Genomic DNA, 16,875 nt, shown 5'->3' on the forward strand with positions numbered 1-16,875 from the left:
CCCCTGCGCCGGGTGGCGCGCCGCCGCCGGACGCCGCCCGTGCGGCTCGGGCCTGCGCCTGCCGTTGCAGCCGTCTCACCTGATCGGCGAGCCGCTGCTCCCCTCCTACCGGTACGACGTCCTCGACGATCAGCTTGAAGTCGTCGTCCTGCTGCTGGACCGTTGCCTGGACGATCGCGATGCCGCCCTTCTCGAGCTTGCCGCCGACCCGCTTCCATACCGAAGGGAAGACGACGGCCTCCGCGCGCATGATTCGATCCTCCAGCTCGAGGAAGCCCATCGCTAGCCCTTTCTTGTTCGTGAACGGCTTGAGCGACACGATCATGACGCCGAGAATCGCCGCGGCGCCGTCCTTCGCCTCGCCCAGCTCGACCAGCCGGTCGAGGCCGAGCAAGCCAAGCTCCTGCTCCGCGTCGTCCAGCGGATGCCCGGACAGGTAGAGGCCGAGCAGCTCCCGTTCGAAATCCAGCTGCTGGCTCGTCGTGTACGGCCGGATATCGGGCAGCTCGACGTCCCAGTTCTGCACCTCGTCGAAGCCGAACAGCTCGATCTGCAGCTCCTCCCGCTCCTTCCGCCATTTGAGCGCCGCTTCCACCGTCTCCTCGAGGGCGGCGAGCAGCTGCGCCCGGTGGCCCGGCAGCGAGTCGCACGCTCCCGCCTGGATAAGCGATTCGAGCACGCGCTTGTTCACGACGCGCAGGTCGACGCGCCGGCACAGGTCAAGCAGGCTCTCGTACGGCTTCTCTTCCCTTTCCTTCTTGATCGCTTCGATCGCTTGCGTGCCGACGTTCTTGATCGCGGCGAGGCCGAAGCGGATCGCTCCGCCGACGGGCGTGAAGGAAACGCCGCTTTCGTTCACGTCGGGCGGCAGCACCTCGATGCCCATGCGGCGGCATTCGTCGACGTATTCGGCCGTCTTGCGCTGATTGCCGGTTACCGACGCGAGCAGGGACGCCATGAACGGCACCGGGTAATGGGCCTTCAGCCATGCCGTCTGAAAGGCGAGCACGCCGTAGGCCGCCGCGTGCGCGCGCGGGAAGCCGTAATCCGCGAACCGGACGATCATGTCGTACACCTTGTTGGCCTCGTCCTCCGCATAGCCTTGTCTTAAGCTTCCCTTCACGAAGTGGCTCCGCTCCTCGTCCAGCACTTCGCGCTTCTTCTTCGAGACGGCCCGGCGCAGCAGGTCCGCTTCGCCGAGCGAGAAGCCCGCCATCAGCGAGGCGATCTGCATAATTTGCTCCTGGTAGACGATAATGCCGTACGTATCGGCCAAGATCGGCTCAAGCGACGGATGAGGGTAGTCAACGGTGATTAGGCCATGCTTTCCTTGAATATATTTCGGAATGAATTCCATCGGGCCCGGACGGTACAAGGCGCCTACCGAGACGATATCCTCGAACTCGGTCGGCTTAAGCTCCTTCAGCACACGCCTCATTCCGGAGGACTCCATTTGGAATATGCCGGCCGTATCGCCGCGTCTCAGCATCGCGTACGTGTCCGGATCCGAGTCGCTGATCGTCCGGAAATCGATTTCCTTGCCATACAGCTCCTTCACCCAACTCAGCGTCCTCTCCAGGATGGACAAGGTGCGCAGGCCGAGAAAGTCCATTTTCAGAAGGCCTACCGCCTCCAGATGCTCCATCGAGTATTGCGTCAGCGGAATGCGCTCGCTTCCGGTCTGAAGCGGCACGTAATGCGTTAGCGGCTCCTGCGAAATGACGACGCCCGCGGCATGCGTCGACGCATGCCGCGGCATGCCCTCCACCTTCATCGCCATCCTCAGCAGCGCGCCCGTCTTCGGCTGGCGCTCGGCCGCCTCGCGCAGCTCCGGGCTGATCCGGAGCGCTTCCTCAAGCGTAATGCCGAGGTGATTCGGAATGAGCTTCGCCGCCCGGTCGACCTCCTGCAGCGGGACGTTCATGGCGCGGCCGACGTCCCGCACGGCGGCCTTCGCCGCCATCGTGCCGAACGTGATGATCTGCGCGACATGCTCCTCGCCGTACTTTGCGGAGACGTAAGCGATCACCTCGTCGCGGCGCTCGTCGTCGAAGTCGATGTCGATATCCGGCATCGTAATCCGTTCCGGATTGAGAAAACGCTCGAAGAGCAGCTTGTATTTGATCGGATCCACGTCCGTTATCTTCAGCGTATACGCCACCAGGCTGCCCGCGGACGAGCCCCGTCCCGGGCCGGTCCGGATGCCCTGCTCGTGGGCGAACCGGATGAAGTCCCATACGATGAGAAAATAATCGCTGAAGCCCATCGTTTCGATCACCGACAGCTCGTACGAAAGCCGCTTCTCCGCCTTGTCCCGAAATTCGCCGTCGTCCCGCCATTCCGGCAGGCCGGCGTACCTCGCCACGAGGCCGTCGCGGCAGAGCGCGGCCAAATAGTCCGAGGAGCTCATCCCGGCGGGAACGGGCCGGAATGCCGGCAGCGCCGCCCGGCCGAGCGACAGCTCAAGGTCGCATCGCTCGGCGATCCGGGCCGTATTCGCCAGCGCTTCCGGCACGTGCCGGAACAGGTCCGCCATTTCGTCCGCGCTTTTCAAGTAGAGCTGATTCGTCATCATGCGCATGCGGTCCGCGTCCTCGAGCGTCTTGCCCGTGCCGATGCACAGCAGCGCGTCCTGGACTTCCGCGTCCTCGGCGCGCAGGTAATGCACGTCGTTGGTGGCCGCGAGCGGGATGCCAAGCTCCTTCGACAGCCCGATCATCGCCGCGGCTACCTTCTTCTGCTCCAGCATGCCGTGATCCTGAAGCTCCAAATAAAAATCGTCCCCGAAAATATCTCTGTAACGCAGGGCGGCTTTCTTCGCTTCCTCGGGGCGGTCGTAGAGCAGATGCTGCGACACCTCCCCCTTCAAGCAGGAGCTCAGGCACACGATGCCCTCCGAATGCTCCCGGAGCGCCTCGAGATCGACGCGCGGCTTGTAATGGAAGCCTTCCAAATGGCCGATCGAGCACAATTTCATAAGATTGCGGTACCCCGCCTCGTTCTTCGCGAGGGCGATTAGATGATAGATCGGGTTATCTTTGCGGTTCCCCTTCTCGAACCGTGAGCCGGCCGTCATGTACAGCTCGCAGCCGATGATCGGCTTGATGCCGTGCGCCCGGCACGCGCGATAGAACGGAATCGCCCCGTACATGACGCCGTGGTCGGTCAAGGCGAGCGCCTTCATGCCGAGCTCCGCGGCTCTTGCCGCCAAGTCCACGATTCTCGCGGCGCCGTCGAGAAGGCTGTATTCGCTGTGCGCGTGCAGATGCACGAAAGATTGTCCGTTGGTACCGCTCATAAGCTACCGTCCCTTTCTTGCCGACCGAATTCGATAGTCCCATTTTATCATAATAGGGGCGGACACGCCCATAGAATGGTAGCAGGGCGTACAAGCCCGGTTGAAACGCGCAAGCGTCAGATTCGTGCGAGGGGGCTTTTTCATGACCTATTTTTTGTCCAAGGCTGGACTTGATTTCTTCATCGCGTTCGGCGTCGTCATCGGCGGCTCGATGCTCGCGGGCATCGGTTCGGTATTCATGCTGCTTCCGCCCGCCGCGACGATGGTCGACACGGCGGTGAGGCTGAAAATTTGGGCGATCGTCGCGGCCATTGGCGGATCGATCGATCCCGTGCGCGTCATCGAAAGCAACATCGTCGACGGGCAGTTGTCGCCGGCCGCCCAGCAAATTTGTTTTATCCTGATCGCATTTCTCGGAGCGCATCTGGGAACGGAGCTCGTCCGCCTCATATGCAAAGGAGCCTCTTAGCATGCGGGTGCCGCCGTTCGACCGTTACGTGAGGGTCATGCGGATGACAGGGATTCTCGTGCTCGGCATGATTATCGGGGCAGCCGTATACAACTCGTTCTACTTGGCGAAGACCGAAGCGTTAATTACCCTGAAGAGCGACCTCGAGGTCAAGCTGGAGCAGTACGAGAAGGATATCAAGTCTCTGAATGAATTCAAAAACCAGCATACGGTCATCAAGAGCGTGAAGCCGCGCATCGAAGAAGAGGCCGGGCAAAACACGGGCAGGCCGAAGCTCGACAGCGTGACCGAGGCGGAGCTGATCAAGCGGATCCGGGATGATCTTGGCAGCTTTCTCGGACTGAGCATCTACGAGATCGATTCCGACGCCAGACTGGCCCGCCGGCTGCTGGAGCGAAAGGTCTATTCCGACGTCTACGGCAAAGATTACCGCATCGAGGTGAAGACGATTCTGCTGGCGGGTAACGTCATGCAAGTATGGGTGCAGGTCCGCTATTACGCAAAGCCTCCTTCCTGAAGCGGAAGGAGGCTTTGTTGTGCTATAATGGGGCTTGTCAAGCTTGCTTTGCGATCAAGCTGCAAACTCATCATCAAAGGAGCTGCTATTAATAACATGGATCAGCTTATGCAGTGGCTGTTCGCGCCGGCCATCCTCGTCTCGCTCGCGTTCTCGGCCGTATTCAGCTTCAAGGCGCGGCGCTCCAAGGATGTCAAGACGCGCGGCATGATGGCCGCCCGCATGAATATCAGCATGGGCGTCATGCTGCTGTTCATTGCCGGGGTGCAGCTGTTCTGGTCTGGCGAATCGACGCTGCGCATCGTGATCGGCGCCATATTCATGGTCATCGGCATCTTCAATCTGTTCGCCGGTCTCCGCAATCTCAGCCTGTACCGCGCCGCAAGGGACCGGTAAGCGTCAATAGGGATCGATCATCTGGGCCGTCAGCATCGCCTTGGCGGCCAGTCCCTTCGCGTCAATGACCTCGATTTCCAGCTTCGTAAACTTCCTGCTCATCTCCAGCGCCTTCGGAATAATCGTAATTTCGCTATCGATCTGTACCGGCCTGACGTAATAGGTCGTCATACTCTCGAGCAAATAATCGCGCTTCGCCGTCTCCCGGATCATCCGCCTGGCCGCCTGCGTCATCAGCGTGGCGAGCAGCCCCTCCGACATCATGCCGAGCGACCCCGACATCTGGGGAGTAACCGTCCCTTTATAGGCGATGCCGAGCTCGTCCGGTCCGCTGACGCTCGCCGCCGCCATAAAGCCCGTCCACATCAAATCCTCGAACGTCTGCCCCGACTCCGGCTGCTTGCCGGCAAAACGCATCGCGTCAAGCACCTCCTGCCGGGTCACGACGCCGAGCAGCTTGCGGTGCCTGTCGACGATGGGCAGCAGGTCGATGCCTTCCGCAGCCATCGTGTGGGCCGCCGACGTAACGGTAATGTTGGGCGCCGCCGTAATCGGCTGCCTCGTCATCAGCTTGTCGAGGACGGTACCCTCCGGCGAGCCGACCGCGTCCTTGGCCGTCATCATGCCGATGACCCGCCGCCTCTCGTCCACGACCGGGAACCGGGAATATCCGGATTCGCGCGACAGCCGGTGAAAGTCGGCGACCGTGTTGCCCGCCGTCAGCACGTCCGCGGGGCGGCTGAACGTTACGATGTCTTCGATCAGCATGATCTTCCTCTTGATCAGCCGGTCGTACATCGCGCGGTTGATCATGGACGCCACCGTGAACGTGTCGTGGCGCGAAGAGATGATCGGGAGCGAGCGCTCGTCGGCAAGCCGGATCACCTCGCCGCTCGTCTCGAAGCCGCCGGTAATGAGTACGCCCGCCCCTTCCTCAAGCGCGCAGCGGTGCGCGCCGACGCGGTTGCCCACGATAAGCAGGCTGCCCTCGTCGATGTAACGGAGCATCGCGTCCAGCTCCATCGCGCCGATGACGAACTTGTGCAGCGTCTTGTCGAGGCCCGACGCTCCGCCGAACAGCTTCCCCTCGACGATTTCGGCCACCTCGCCGAACGTCAGCTGGTCGATCGCCTCGCGGCGCTTCCGGTCGATCCGCACCGTCCCGATCCGCTCCCTCGTGCTGACGAGACCGGAGCTCTCCGCCTCCTTAAACGCCTTGTACGCCGTCCCCTCGCTGACGCCAAGCTCCCTCGCGATCGCCCTTACCGATATTTTGGCGCCGATCTTCAGGCCCTGTATATATTGCAAAATCTGCTCGTGCTTCGTGCTCGTTTCGTTCCCCGGTCCGATGGGTGCCACAAGCTTCTCCTCCGTCCAATTGCGCTAAAGTCATTCCTCCATTATAGAAGAAAGCGGATGACAAGTCATGCCGACGGGAAGCGGGCCGCGCTACAGCTGCCACTCCAGGAGCACCTTGGTCGTCTTCAGCTTGGCGTCCACTTCCTGCCCGCCGGCTCCCTTCAGCTTCCGCTTCTTGAAGAGCTGCTGAATCGATTGCGCGTTTATCGCGTCCTCCGCTCCCGACCGGATGAACGGCTGCCAATCGTACGTAATCGGTATCGGATACCGAAGGGATTGAATGAGATAATTGTCGTATTCGATCGTTTGCGGCGGAATTTCATCATACACGCTGGAGAAGAGGAAGGCGCCCTGCTCGCTGCGGGGCCTTGCGATCGGATCGGACTTCAGGCCGATCACGTATTCCACGATTTGCGTGTGCGGGTTGACGCGGCAGCTGAATGAGCCTCGCGCCGTGGCCGCCTTGTCGACGCGGTGGGACAAACGATAGGTGAATTGGACAAGGAAAGGAACGTTGCCGTAAGATGCGCGGACTTTTCTGAAAAATTCGAATTCGTCGATCACTGTGTCTTCCTCCCTGCGGCCATGCTGCGCCAAAAAGCGTGCCGCTTCGCCATGAACTAACAAATTTATCCTTTAAAGGTAATCATGATAATAGAATGATACTTTTTTACACAATTATAGTAAAGAGCCCTTCCCGAAGTCAATGACTATAGTCATTTAAAAGAATGTGCGCTATAGAACGTTGTTGCGGACAAGCGAAAGCCCTATCGTTAATTTGAGGTGACAATATGAATGAGATTGCCGGTCTTATTGGAGAAAACATCCGCCAGCTTCGCAAAAAGAAAGGCTTAAGCCAAGAGCAGCTCGCGCTTCGCGCCGAGATTAACGCCTCTTATATGGGCCAGGTCGAACGCGGCGAAAAAAATCCGACGATCGACGTGCTCAGCAAAATCGCGCACGCCCTTCAAATCCCGATCGAGCAGCTCGTCAACGTCGCATCCGCCAAGGACGCCCCGCCGGACGGGGACGGCGAGGACTACGCCGACAAAATCGCCCACCAGCTGAACGGCCTCAGCCTTAAAGAAAAGGAAGCCGTCTATAAATTCGTCAAGCAGCTCGTCCAATTCAAAGAGATCCAATAACCGGGCAAAGAAACCGTCCCGAAAGCAGCGCCTGCCCGCTCGATGAACGGCCGGCTTGACGAATGATCGTCAATAAAGCAAGGAATGACGGTGCCGGGGGGACTATCCCGGCACCGTCATTCCTTGCTTTTTTTTTCATTCTCCGTTGCAAGCCTGTCTTTGCCCGCGAGTCGCGGGCCTTATCCGCGCGCTCTTCTCGCCGGAGCCTTCCGCTCCAGCTTGCGCTGCAGGAGCTGCGCCCTCGCCCGCTTGATTCTGGCCAGCTCCTTCCGCTTCTCGTCGCTCATCAGAAGCGCGTTCGCATGCGCCGCAATGACGACCAGGGCGAACAACACCCAAACGATCCCGAAAGCGCTCGTCCAATCCCACGGCGCGCCGAGCGCAAGTCGGGGCGCCGCATAGACGAGCATCGCGGCGGCGATCAGCAAATAGATGACATGACGGCCTTTACCGGCTAACATTTCCTTCAACTCCTCCTCATCGTCCTAAGCGGCGGCGCGAGACTCGTCCGCACTACCATTCTATGAAACCCGTAAGAGAGTTATGACCGGATGCGAGCGTTGCCGCCCCCGAACCGGCCGCGCCGGATGGAAAAGCCGATGAAAACGGCACAAGCCCGTTGCCCGCTTCCGATTCACCAAGGGATAGATGTCCTCATATGATGAATTAATTCGTTCAAAACACCTACAGGCCGCATGCCAATTATCGTCATCCTCCTGCTTGGAAGGAGATTTATGATGCTCAAATCGAAAGTAGCCGTACAGGTGATCAGCTCCGGCATGCTTCCAGAAGATACGCTCATGCTCGGCGAGACGCACGTGAAGCAGTGGAAGATTCCTCAAGGCCAGCACATTCTATTAAAATTCGGCGCGTTCCGGCATCACGTTAAGATCATCCCCGTCGCAAGGTTCGACGGGCTGAGAATGAGCCATAGCCTCGCCAGGCATTTGGGACTGTCCCACGGTTCGTCGATCAGGCTGCAATACAAGGCCGGCCCCGCCATGCTCGTGCTCGGACCGCTGATCGGCGTGCTGGTCAGCCGCGATTATCCGCTAACGCCGGATAAGCCGTTCGGCTCCATCACCATGTTTTGCCGGGAGCTTGTCGATGCCTGTACGGCGCAAGGCGCTTACGTTTACTTTTTTACGCCGAACCAGATCGGCGCAAGTTTGAATACCGTGGACGGCTGGATCTACTCCGACGGCTGGAAGCAGGCCGCCATGCCCGTGCCCGACGTCGTCAATAACCGGCTGACTACGAGGAAGCTCGAGAACAGACCGAACGTCCAGCACTTTTTGACAGAAATCAAGAGCAAGCACCAGACGACGGTATTCAACGAAAAGTTTCTGGATAAAACCGAGGTGTTCGAGGCGCTCAAAAAGGACGAATCGCTCGTCCGCTACTTGCCCGAGTCGCACCTGCTGCGCAACCTCGCCATGCTGAAGTCGATGTGCGGCCGCTATAACAGCGTGTTCCTCAAACCGGTCCGGGGAAGCTTGGGAAAAGGCATCATCCGCGTCGTGCGGGCCGATCCAAGCGGCTACCAGGCGATGTACGCGACGGCGGCAGGCACCCGCAAGCAGCATTACGCCAGCCTGGCTAAGCTCTTCTCGACCATCTCGGCCAAAATGAAAACGGTGCGCTACCAAATCCAGCAAGGCCTGCAGCTGATCGAGATCCAGAAGCGCCCCGTCGACTTCCGCGCGCTCGTCCAGAAAAACGCGGCGGGCAAGTGGACGATCACGTCCATTGTAGCCAGAACGGCCGGCACGCACCATTTCGTGTCGAACCTTGCGCGCGGCGGCACGCTCAGTACGGTTGCCGAAGCCGTCGCCAGGTCCAACCTTCAATCCGGGATCGGCAGGCGGGACGCGAGCCAGCGGCTGCAGCAGGCCGCGCTGCAAATCGCGCGAGGCGTGGATGAACAGATCCCCGCACACTTCGGAGAGCTCGGCATCGATTTGGCCCTCGACACAAGCGGCCGGGTATGGCTGCTCGAGGTCAACTCGAAGCCTTCGAAGAACGACAACACGCCGCTGAACGAGAACAAAATCAGGCCGTCCGTCCGCATGATGATTCAATATTCCCGATATTTATCGGGCTTCTAACGGAGGCGCTTATGAGCAATCGAACGATCGTCCTCGGCATCGCCGTCGCCGCGGTCAAGGAAGCGGCCGGCGCGGAGCCGGCCATGCCGGAGCCCGCCTTTTGCCGCGCGCTCAGCCGGGCCGGCGCGCCGCTCGGCATCGGCGTATACGTATTCGCGCCGGACGGCTACGAACCGGAGACCGGGGTGCTGCACGCCTTCCGGCTCGAGGGCGGCCGCTGGGCGAAGCGGGCGGTTCCGCTGCCCGACGTCGTCTACGACCGGTGCTTCAGCTCGGAACCGGGCCAAGGCATCCGCTGCCGGAGCGCGCTTGCGGCAATGGCGGAGCGCAAGCCGCATATCCCGCTGAACGGGCGCCTGCCAGGGAAGCTTGCGGTATACGACTCGCTTAAGGACGATCCCGCGCTGAGCGGCCACCTTCCCTCTTCGCTCGGCTTCCGTTCGGCGGAGCAGCTGCTGAGGCTGGCCGGGGCGCATGAAGGCGGCATCGTGCTGAAGCCCTCCTCCGGCATGCAGGGAAGAGGGATCGTGCATATCAAGCGCGGTCAGGAGGGGGAGAAGGTTCGCGTCAATGGCCGAACGAGGCAGAACCGTCCCTTCGCCGCGGAATTCGAAGCAGGCCGCCCGTTCGCGCGGTGGGCCGCCCGTTTCATCGGCCGCCGAACCTACTTCGTTCAGCCTTATCTCGAACTGAGCGGGGCGGACGGCAAGCCCTTCGACGTGAGGGCGCTTCTGCAGAAGGGCGGCCTGGGCGATTGGACGCTGTCCGGCATCGCCGTCCGAAGCGGGCAAGCGGGCTCGCTAACCTCGAACTTGCACGGCGGCGGCGCCGCCGAGCCAGCCGCCGCCGCGCTTGCCGCCAAATTCGGCGGCGAAGAATCCGAACGTTTGCTGGAGCAAATCCATACAATAAGCAAGCAAACAGCGATTCGGCTGGAAGGCCGCTTCGGCCGATTCGCCGAGCTGGGGCTCGATTTCGGCATTGAGCCGGACGGCAAGCTATGGCTGCTCGAGGCGAACACGAAGCCCGGCCGTTCTTCCTTCCGGATGATCGGCGACGAGCGGGCCGAGCGGCTGTCGATCGAGCGGCCGCTCCTCTATGCGCGCTACCTCTCCAGCCGTCAGTACACGTCCTTTGCAGCCAATGAATCCGTAAATGGCCGTCGCGTAAATGCGAAATTCGCCAACCCATTGCGGCCTTTCAACGTTCAGGAGGTTCATCGATGAGTTTGACAACTTGTAACGTCCATTTCTCACAGCAATCGAATAAGATCGTATATTTGTCCAGCCCGCTCGCGAAGCAGCTCAAGCTGTCCGGCAAGAAATCGGTCCACCTCAAGCTGGGGAACGAGGTCATTACCGCGGAGATCAAACAGCTGAAGCGACCGGGCAACCATCTGTATTTATCCACGGCCGTGCGCCAATCCATCCGGGTTCCGAAGTCCGGCAACATCAGCGTGCTGAACAACGGCGACAACGAGGTTCAGCTCGGCCCGCTGGTCGGCATTCTAAGCGAGAGCACCGGCCGTTCGGAGAGCAATCCGTTCGGCGGCAGGACCGGCTTCATTAAGCAAATTATCCGGACCGGCGAGCATAAGGCTTACCTGTTCGGCTTCACGCCGAGCGACATTAACTGGCAGCAGGAGACGATCAACGGCTACTTTCTCACGCCGCAAGGGAGCTGGTACCGCAAAATCGTGCCTCTGCCCGACGTCGTCTATAACCGGCTGCCCAGCCGAAAGACGGAGACGAGCGCGTCGATCAATTCGCTTCGGGAACGATTCGTGCGGCGCAAAATCCCTTTTTTCAACTGGAGCTTCTTCAACAAAGCCGACGTCTACAAGCTGCTGGACAACGACCCGGAAGCGCTGGAGCACTTGCCGGAGTCGGTCTCCGGGCCTGCGTCGGACAAAATCAAGGAGATGCTCGAGAAGCACCAATTCCTCTACTTCAAGCCGACGGCCGGCAGCCTTGGCGCGGGCATCTACCGCCTGACCTACCATCCGAAGCGCGGGTATTTCGCCCGTTACCGCAAGGGCAGCGAGAACGTCCTGCTCCGATTCGCCAACTTTCAAAGCCTGATACGGATGCTCCATGCCCGGCACGGCTCGAATCTTAGCCGCTACGTCGTGCAGCAGGGCATTCGCCTGATCGAGATCGACAGCTGTCCGATCGACTTCCGCTTTCACATGCATAAGAACGGCAAGAACGAATGGGTTCCCGCGGGAATCGGCGCGAAGAAGGCCGGAAGGGGCAGCGTGACGACCCACGTGAAGAACGGCGGTTCGCTCATGACGCCCGAGCAGGCGCTCGACAAGACGTTCGGCGACGAAGCCGGCGCGGTTCTGGACAAAGCGAAGAAAGTGGCCGTCAAGCTGTCCGAAGCGATTGAACGCAATTACCCGCACCGGCTCGGCGAGCTCGGCCTCGATATCGGCATCGACAAGGACGGCGAGGTGTGGATGTTCGAAGCCAACGCCAAGCCCGGACGCTCCATCTTCAAGCATCCGGCGCTCCGCTCGGAGGGTCGCGCGTCGCTCTCCTATATTTTGGAGCATTGCCTATACCTTAGCCGGTTCCAGAGCCAGAGCCAGAGCCAGAGCCAGAGCCAGAGTCAGGGAGGGAACGGCTGATGGACAGCTTTCTTCCCGGAGAGACCGACTTTAGGGAGATGCGCTCGGGAAAGACGGTCATGGCGATATTGACCATCGAGGACGATAGTCAGCTCTTCCGGGGCAACCGCAACAACTTCGTCGATTTGATCCGCACCGGCCAATCGATGGGGTTCATTGTTTATGTATTAACGGTCAGAAACCTGCAGCTTGCGAAAAACAGCTTGCGAGGATTCGTCTACAACGAGGAGACGGACGTCTGGCGGGAGCGTCTTCTCCCTTTTCCCGACATCATCTACAACCGGATTCCGCTGCGCGAGGATGAAATGCTGCCGCCCGTCAAGCAAAAAATTTCCGCTTGCCTGAAGCATCCTCACGTCCAGCTTTTTAACCCGGCCTTCTTCAATAAATGGGATTTGTTCGAGTGGCTGCGGCTGTCGAAAACGACGAAGCCGTTCATCCCGGCGACCCGCAGGCTGGTGACGCTCGTCGGGCTGGGCCGCATGATGCGCAAGCATCCCTACCTCTACCTGAAGCCGGAGAGCGGCAAAGCCGGCAAAGGCATCATGACGATCAAGGTGCAGGCCGAGAAGCCTTTGCCGTACCGCCTCAGCATCCAGGAGAACAAAAAAAGCGCCACCTACAGTTGCTCCTCGATCACGAAGCTGTGGAGCCGTATACAGAAGCAAAGCGGCGGCGAAGCTTACATCGCCCAGCAAGGGATCCAGCTTGCCTCCTTCCAGGAGCGAAGATTCGACCTGCGGGCGCTCGTGCAAAAAAATCATCGGGGCTTGTGGGATATAACCGGAATCGGGGCGCGCATCGCCGGAACGTCGAGCATCACGACCCACGTCCCCCGCGGCGGCATGATCGAGGATCCGGAGAAGCTGCTCTCCCATTCATTTAACGAGGAACAAGCGCGTAAGCTTCTAGTGAAGGCGAAAAAAGCCGCCGTTCTCATCGCCAAGCAGATCGAACGGGCTTCCGGCCAGACGCTGGGCGAAATGTCCATGGATCTTGGCATCGACAGCGACGGCAACTTGTGGTTCTTCGAAGCGAATTCCAAGCCGATGAAATTCGACGAGCCCCACATTCGGCAAAAATCGCTGGAGCGCATTTTTCATTACGGGGCTTACTTGGCCCGATCAAAAAAAGAAAAAGCGGGAGGCGCGTAACGTGATGCTGGAGCTGCTTACTCCGGAAGGCTGGTCGGCGGAACAAAAAAGGCTGCTCGGTTTTGCGATGCGGTTCGGAGATAAACGGCTCGCGGTCTCTACGATTCATGCGCTTCGCAAGCTGGATGGCGCGCGGCTCGAGGCGGACCAGGACGGCGCGTACGGGTCCGTCGTCGCGGTGGCGAGGCAAGGCGGCCGGCTTAGCGGCTTCGGCTTCGCCGCAGACGGCGGCGAGGGCGGCTGTATGGTCGTCGTCCATCCCGAAGCGAGGGGAGCCGGGGTCGGGAGCTCGATCGTACAAGCGATGATAAGCCGCCTGGGCCGGCTGACCTGCAGCGTCGCCGCGGACAACGTTGCCAGCATGGCGCTTTGCTTCCGGCTCGGGATGACCGCCGTTTCCATGCATAGAGGACCTACCGGCAAGCCAACGCTCCGTTTTGAAAGGGGAACCTCTCATGACAATGCCCGTCCTAGGCATTCTGACTTTGTACCTCAATGAAGCCGGCATGCTGGAGGAACGATCCGTTTATCAGAAGATGACCGCCGCCGGCCGGAAGCTGGGGCTGTCCGTTTTTGTGTTTACGCCTATGGACGTTAACGATAAGAAAAATCAAATCTACGGGCATTTCTACAACATCGAATCCAAAACCTGGTCGCGGCGATGGACCTCGTTCCCGAATTTGATCTATGACCGCTGCCGCATCCAGCGCACCTACCGGTTCGAACAGCTTAAGCGATTCCGCGCGCGTTACGGCCACCTTACCTTCCTGAACCGCCCTCTCCGCAACAAATGGACGGTCCACCGCACGCTGTCGAAGGACGCGCGCTTCAGAAGCTTTCTGCCCGCCACCCGCTACGTGGAGAGCACGCAGGACGTCCTCGGCATGCTGCGCAGCCATTCGCTCATCTACTTGAAGCCGATTAACGGCACGGGCGGAAGGGGCATTCTGCAGATCGAGAAGCAGGGCGGCGGCATGCTCCATATCCAAGGACGCGACAGCTCGAGGAAGATCATCGCGCCGAGACAGATTGCGCTCTCCTCCCTCGGGAGCTTTCTCGCGCCCTGGAACTTGAAGGGCAACCGCTATATCGCCCAGCAAGGCATTCGGATCAAGCTGGGGAACGGGCGCGTCCACGATTACCGGATGCTTGTGCAGAAGAACGGCTGCGGCGAGTGGGAAGTTACCGGCTGCGCGGGCCGGATCGGCGCGGCGGGCAGCATTACGTCCAACCTGCACGGCGGCGGCCATGCCGCCTCGATGAGCCAGCTGCTCAAGGACTGGATCAAGGATGAAGCGCTGATCAAGCAGGTCAAGGAAAAAGCGGAGATGTTCGGCATCGAGGTCGCCGCCTTCCTGGAGCAGAGCTTCGGCAGGCTGTGCGAGCTGGCGCTCGACTTGGCGATCGACCGCAAGGGAGGCGTCTGGCTGCTCGAGGTGAATCCGAAGCCCGCCAGGGAAGTGTTCTCGCAGGCCGGCGAGAAGGATGTGTACCGCAAGGCGATCGTAAGGCCGCTGGAGTACGCCCTATGGCTCCAAAACCAGAAGCGGCGGAGAAAAGGAAAGCAGGCGGTGATCGCAGAAGTCCGGTCGGACGACGATTTCGAAGCCGCGCCGCCCGACCAGGAGCCCGAGGCGGAGCCGTTCTCCCGCGAGGAGCAGGCGTCGAATGACGATTGGCCGTCGCATGCCGATTGGCCGCCGCAACAGGAATGGTTCTGACGAAATGACGAAGAGACTGTCTCGCAAGGCCCCCGAGCCTTGACGGACAGTCTCTTCGTCGCGCGTTGCCGCCGCTTCAATCTCTCGGTCTGCCGTACGCTATTCCAATAAATCGAGCAGCTGGCGGAAATCGCGGATCGTCGCGTCCGCGCCGTCGAGCTCCTCGGGCCGTCCGTAAGCCGCGTAGGCGCAGCCCACCGTCGCAAGCCCGTTCCCTCTCCCCGCTTCAACGTCCGAGGAACGGTCGCCGACCATCCACGCCCGTCGGATGCCATGATCCTTCAGCAGGCGGGACACGAGCTCCACCTTGCTTGCCGTGCCGTACTCCCCCGCGCTGTACAAGCCGTCGAACAGATCCGCTATCCCTTTGTGGATCGCGACTCCCTTCACGTAGTCCTCAAGGCCGTTGCTGGCCACGAACAGCTTGACGCCCTTCTCCTTCAGCCGCCGCAGCGTCTCCGCGACATGCGGGTACAGCTCCCCTTCGCCTTCGGCTAAGCCTTCGAGCTCGTACTGCAGGAGCAGGACGTCGGCGCGCTTCCTGGCCTCCGCCGTGCCGTCCGGCATGACCTGCTTCCATATGTCCTCGAGCAGCATGCCGAGACAGCCAAGCAGCTTCTCGACCGGCGGCGTTTCGCCTTCGTACAGCCGCTCCTCCCGCAGCGTCTCGAATACCCTCCGGTGCACCGGAATAAGCAGCTTCTCCGTTTCGAGCAAGGTGCCGTCCATATCGAATATAACAGCTTCCGGCTTCGGAAGCGTATGCTGGCCCATGTTCAAGTCCCCCTTCCGAGTCTGCTCTAATCATACCGGAAGCCAGGAATGAACCGCAAGCGCCGAATCGGGCAATTATCGCCTGCGTTAATGCCGCCCTCGAAAGCTCGGAGGCGGAATGACGGTCCGGCCTTGAAGGCTTCACCCTATTCGAGCGCTATTTACGCCGTGCGGCAAGCCTTTGGCCATTTGCTGCGTATTGCTAAATGAGGGCGGATATGTCACACTGATTGGTGGGTGGTGGGCGACAAGCGGAAACGGATACAACAACGCCCATGGAGGAAAGGACGTGACGGGTTACGAATGTCGAAATGGCTGCTACGCTCCATGACTGAATTAAGCTCGCGCAAATGGATTTCCAGAATGACCGGAAAATTCGCGCAGTCGGCGGCCAGCCGTCGCTTTATTTCCCGCTTCGCCGCTGCCTACGGCATCAAGACGGAGGAAGCGGAGAAGCCGCTGAACGAATACGGAACGCTGAACGAATTTTTCACGAGAAGGCTGAAGCCCGGCCTGCGGATCGTGGACGACGGCGCCGATTCGCTCGTCAGCCCCGTCGATGCGCTCGTTACGGGCGCCGGATGGATTAACGCCGGCACGATTCTGAACGTGAAGGGGCAGGATTATACGATCGACGAGCTGCTGAACCGCTCACCCCGCACGGCGAATTACATGCACGGCTTTTATATGGTTCTTTATTTAAGCCCGACCGATTACCACCGGATCCATGCGCCGGTAACCGGGCGGGTCGTCGAGCGGGAGCATATCGCGGGCAAGGTGTATCCCGTGAACGACTTCGGCCTTCGCCACATGAGAAGGGTGCTCAGCCGGAACGAGCGGCTCATTACATATATGAAGAACGAATTCGGGGAGACGGCCGTCGTCAAGGTCGGCGCGATGAACGTGAGCAGCATCCGGTACGTGCAGCCGCTCAGGAACGACATGGCGAAGGGCGAAGAGCTGGCCTACTTCGAATTCGGCTCCACCGTCGTGCTCCTCATGGAGGACGGCATCTTCACGCCCCGCGGGGACCTCATGCCCGGCGTGAAGGTACGGATGGGCGACCGGCTCGGAGCGCTGGGCAGGCAGAAATGATCATCCGATAATTGAAAATGGAGCTGTCTCAAAAGGCCATGACGTTCGCCTTAGAGACAGCTCCATTTTTGAGTATGGGCGGCCTATTTCAAAAAGAGATAGCGATGCAAATTTCAAAAAATGCACTAGCCATGCATCAAACCTGACACTGTGGATAAAAAATCGTGGGCGCTACACTTATCCCCTAAAATTTTGAATATTTTTCCA

16 protein-coding genes are annotated in these 16,875 nt (G+C 60.1%); 11 read left to right on the forward strand and 5 right to left on the reverse strand.

Annotated elements, in window-relative coordinates; translation table 11 throughout:
- A partial coding sequence (locus IDH41_RS30535; RefSeq protein ID WP_190868024.1) for a DNA polymerase III subunit alpha occupies window positions 1-3,298 on the reverse strand: 3,298 nt, incomplete at its 3' end.
- Window positions 3,299-3,440: 142 nt separating this feature from the next.
- Here IDH41_RS30535 and IDH41_RS30540 point away from each other — a divergent pair.
- The 3 genes from IDH41_RS30540 to IDH41_RS30550 all read left to right on the forward strand — a co-directional run bounded on the left by IDH41_RS30540 (window position 3,441) and on the right by IDH41_RS30550 (window position 4,680).
- Window positions 3,441-3,767 (forward strand): YtrH family sporulation protein, encoded by a 327-nt coding sequence (locus IDH41_RS30540; RefSeq protein ID WP_190868026.1) that lies wholly within the window; start codon window positions 3,441-3,443, stop codon window positions 3,765-3,767.
- A 1-nt stretch (window position 3,768) separates the two neighbouring features.
- Window positions 3,769-4,284, forward strand: a complete 516-nt coding sequence (locus IDH41_RS30545) for a hypothetical protein (protein WP_190868028.1) — start codon at window positions 3,769-3,771, stop codon at window positions 4,282-4,284.
- A 96-nt stretch (window positions 4,285-4,380) separates the two neighbouring features.
- Window positions 4,381-4,680 carry a YtpI family protein gene (locus IDH41_RS30550; protein WP_190868031.1) on the forward strand — a complete coding sequence of 100 codons (300 nt, stop codon included), beginning with the start codon at window positions 4,381-4,383 and terminating at the stop codon, window positions 4,678-4,680.
- Window positions 4,681-4,683: 3 nt separating this feature from the next.
- On the opposite strand, the gene IDH41_RS30555 is transcribed toward IDH41_RS30550, so the two are convergent.
- Entirely contained in the window at window positions 4,684-6,039 is a 1,356-nt protein-coding gene (locus IDH41_RS30555) for a DRTGG domain-containing protein (RefSeq protein ID WP_190868039.1), read from the reverse strand.
- A gap of 90 nt (window positions 6,040-6,129) precedes the next feature.
- Window positions 6,130-6,603, reverse strand: coding sequence for a hypothetical protein (locus IDH41_RS30560; protein ID WP_190868041.1), 474 nt, complete (start codon window positions 6,601-6,603; stop codon window positions 6,130-6,132).
- A 227-nt stretch (window positions 6,604-6,830) separates the two neighbouring features.
- On the opposite strand from IDH41_RS30560, the gene IDH41_RS30565 reads away from it, so the two are divergent.
- Window positions 6,831-7,184, forward strand: a complete 354-nt coding sequence (locus IDH41_RS30565) for a helix-turn-helix domain-containing protein (RefSeq protein ID WP_190868043.1) — start codon at window positions 6,831-6,833, stop codon at window positions 7,182-7,184.
- Window positions 7,185-7,363: 179 nt separating this feature from the next.
- Here the strand turns inward: IDH41_RS30565 and IDH41_RS30570 are convergent, their stop codons facing one another.
- The gene (locus IDH41_RS30570; protein ID WP_190868045.1) at window positions 7,364-7,645 is read right to left on the reverse strand and encodes a hypothetical protein; all 282 of its coding nucleotides are present in this window, start codon (window positions 7,643-7,645) and stop codon (window positions 7,364-7,366) included.
- A gap of 276 nt (window positions 7,646-7,921) precedes the next feature.
- Here IDH41_RS30570 and IDH41_RS30575 point away from each other — a divergent pair, with 276 nt between their 5' ends.
- The 6 genes from IDH41_RS30575 to IDH41_RS30600 are packed head-to-tail and all read left to right on the forward strand — an operon-like array spanning window position 7,922 to window position 14,799.
- Window positions 7,922-9,292, forward strand: a complete 1,371-nt coding sequence (locus IDH41_RS30575) for a YheC/YheD family endospore coat-associated protein (protein ID WP_190868046.1) — start codon at window positions 7,922-7,924, stop codon at window positions 9,290-9,292.
- 11 nt (window positions 9,293-9,303) lie between these two features.
- Window positions 9,304-10,518 carry a YheC/YheD family endospore coat-associated protein gene (locus IDH41_RS30580; RefSeq protein ID WP_190868048.1) on the forward strand — a complete coding sequence of 405 codons (1,215 nt, stop codon included), beginning with the start codon at window positions 9,304-9,306 and terminating at the stop codon, window positions 10,516-10,518.
- Entirely contained in the window at window positions 10,515-11,924 is a 1,410-nt protein-coding gene (locus IDH41_RS30585; RefSeq protein WP_190868050.1) for a YheC/YheD family endospore coat-associated protein, read from the forward strand. The genes IDH41_RS30580 and IDH41_RS30585 overlap by 4 nt, the downstream gene beginning before the upstream one ends.
- The gene (locus tag IDH41_RS30590; protein ID WP_190868052.1) at window positions 11,924-13,078 is read left to right on the forward strand and encodes a YheC/YheD family endospore coat-associated protein; all 1,155 of its coding nucleotides are present in this window, start codon (window positions 11,924-11,926) and stop codon (window positions 13,076-13,078) included. The genes IDH41_RS30585 and IDH41_RS30590 overlap by 1 nt, the downstream gene beginning before the upstream one ends.
- A gap of 4 nt (window positions 13,079-13,082) precedes the next feature.
- A complete protein-coding gene (locus IDH41_RS30595; protein WP_223830205.1) occupies window positions 13,083-13,577 on the forward strand; it encodes a GNAT family N-acetyltransferase in 495 nt (164 codons plus the stop codon).
- Window positions 13,534-14,799: a YheC/YheD family endospore coat-associated protein gene (locus IDH41_RS30600; protein WP_190868055.1), complete on the forward strand. Its 1,266-nt coding sequence runs from the start codon at window positions 13,534-13,536 to the stop codon at window positions 14,797-14,799. The genes IDH41_RS30595 and IDH41_RS30600 overlap by 44 nt, the downstream gene beginning before the upstream one ends.
- A gap of 99 nt (window positions 14,800-14,898) precedes the next feature.
- On the opposite strand, the gene IDH41_RS30605 is transcribed toward IDH41_RS30600, so the two are convergent.
- On the reverse strand, window positions 14,899-15,573 hold the full coding sequence (locus IDH41_RS30605; protein WP_190868057.1) for an HAD family hydrolase: 675 nt from the start codon (window positions 15,571-15,573) through the stop codon (window positions 14,899-14,901).
- A 303-nt stretch (window positions 15,574-15,876) separates the two neighbouring features.
- On the opposite strand from IDH41_RS30605, the gene asd reads away from it, so the two are divergent.
- Entirely contained in the window at window positions 15,877-16,668 is a 792-nt protein-coding gene (gene asd, locus IDH41_RS30610) for an archaetidylserine decarboxylase (protein ID WP_190868059.1), read from the forward strand.
- Window positions 16,669-16,875: the final 207 nt, after the last annotated feature.

Origin of the sequence: Paenibacillus arenilitoris, from assembly GCF_014705655.1 — a bacterium.
GTDB classification, from domain to species: Bacteria; Bacillota; Bacilli; order Paenibacillales; family Paenibacillaceae; genus Pristimantibacillus; species Pristimantibacillus arenilitoris.

What these genes read in the sequence shown, in the direction of transcription:
- IDH41_RS30540 (WP_190868026.1), top strand. Translation starts at nt 3,441, where the DNA reads ATGACCTATTTTTTGTCCAAGGCTGGACTTGATTTCTTCATCGCGTTC.
- IDH41_RS30545 (WP_190868028.1), top strand. Translation starts at nt 3,769, where the DNA reads ATGCGGGTGCCGCCGTTCGACCGTTACGTGAGGGTCATGCGGATGACA.
- IDH41_RS30550 (WP_190868031.1), top strand. Translation starts at nt 4,381, where the DNA reads ATGGATCAGCTTATGCAGTGGCTGTTCGCGCCGGCCATCCTCGTCTCG.
- IDH41_RS30565 (WP_190868043.1), top strand. Translation starts at nt 6,831, where the DNA reads ATGAATGAGATTGCCGGTCTTATTGGAGAAAACATCCGCCAGCTTCGC.
- IDH41_RS30570 (WP_190868045.1), bottom strand. Translation starts at nt 7,645, where the DNA reads ATGTTAGCCGGTAAAGGCCGTCATGTCATCTATTTGCTGATCGCCGCC.
- IDH41_RS30575 (WP_190868046.1), top strand. Translation starts at nt 7,922, where the DNA reads ATGCTCAAATCGAAAGTAGCCGTACAGGTGATCAGCTCCGGCATGCTT.
- IDH41_RS30580 (WP_190868048.1), top strand. Translation starts at nt 9,304, where the DNA reads ATGAGCAATCGAACGATCGTCCTCGGCATCGCCGTCGCCGCGGTCAAG.
- IDH41_RS30585 (WP_190868050.1), top strand. Translation starts at nt 10,515, where the DNA reads ATGAGTTTGACAACTTGTAACGTCCATTTCTCACAGCAATCGAATAAG.
- IDH41_RS30590 (WP_190868052.1), top strand. Translation starts at nt 11,924, where the DNA reads ATGGACAGCTTTCTTCCCGGAGAGACCGACTTTAGGGAGATGCGCTCG.
- IDH41_RS30595 (WP_223830205.1), top strand. Translation starts at nt 13,083, where the DNA reads ATGCTGGAGCTGCTTACTCCGGAAGGCTGGTCGGCGGAACAAAAAAGG.
- IDH41_RS30600 (WP_190868055.1), top strand. Translation starts at nt 13,534, where the DNA reads ATGACAATGCCCGTCCTAGGCATTCTGACTTTGTACCTCAATGAAGCC.
- IDH41_RS30605 (WP_190868057.1), bottom strand. Translation starts at nt 15,573, where the DNA reads ATGGGCCAGCATACGCTTCCGAAGCCGGAAGCTGTTATATTCGATATG.
- asd (WP_190868059.1), top strand. Translation starts at nt 15,877, where the DNA reads ATGTCGAAATGGCTGCTACGCTCCATGACTGAATTAAGCTCGCGCAAA.